Source organism: Chloroflexaceae bacterium (assembly GCA_025057155.1).
Lineage (GTDB): Bacteria > Chloroflexota > Chloroflexia > Chloroflexales > Chloroflexaceae > JACAEO01.
The window spans coordinates 1-540 of record JANWYD010000161.1 but is presented as its reverse complement, the minus strand read 5'-3'; the positions used below and the strand labels follow the sequence as shown (position 1 = coordinate 540).

Genomic DNA, 540 nt, shown 5'->3' with positions numbered 1-540 from the left:
GACGCGGCGCGCCGTGCTCAACTTCCCCGTCTCCGGCCTGCGCCCGTGGCGGGCCTTCATCTGGAGCATGGCCACCATCAAGCGCGCGGCGGCAGAGGTCAACGGCGCCCTCGGCCTCTTCGCCGACCGCGAAGTGGACGGCAAAAAGTACACGGCGCAACAACTGGTGGACGCCATCGTCCAGGCGGCGCAGGAAGTGATTGACGGCAAGTGGGATGACCAATTCGTGGTAGACCCGTTCCAGGCCGGCGCGGGCACCAGCCACAACATGAACACCAACGAGGTCATCGCCAACCGCGCCACCGAGATTCTCGGCGGTGTGCGTGGCCGATACATCGTCGGGCCGAACGACCACGTCAACATGGCCCAGTCCACCAACGACACCATCCCTACTGCTATCCGCCTCGGCGCACTCTGGCGACTGGACGAGCTGCTAAGCACCCTCGATTCGCTGGCAACAGAACTGGAAAAGAAGGCCGTCGAGTTCGATGACATCGTCAAGTCGGGCCGCACGCATTTGCAGGACGCGGTGCCGGTGCG

General features: G+C 64.6%; 1 protein-coding gene. It reads left to right on the top strand.

Features of this window, described 5'->3' with window-relative positions:
- Nucleotides 1–67: 67 nt before the first annotated feature.
- Nucleotides 68–540 (top strand): lyase family protein (locus NZU74_20815; protein ID MCS6883767.1); only part of this gene is annotated, 473 nt, incomplete at its 3' end.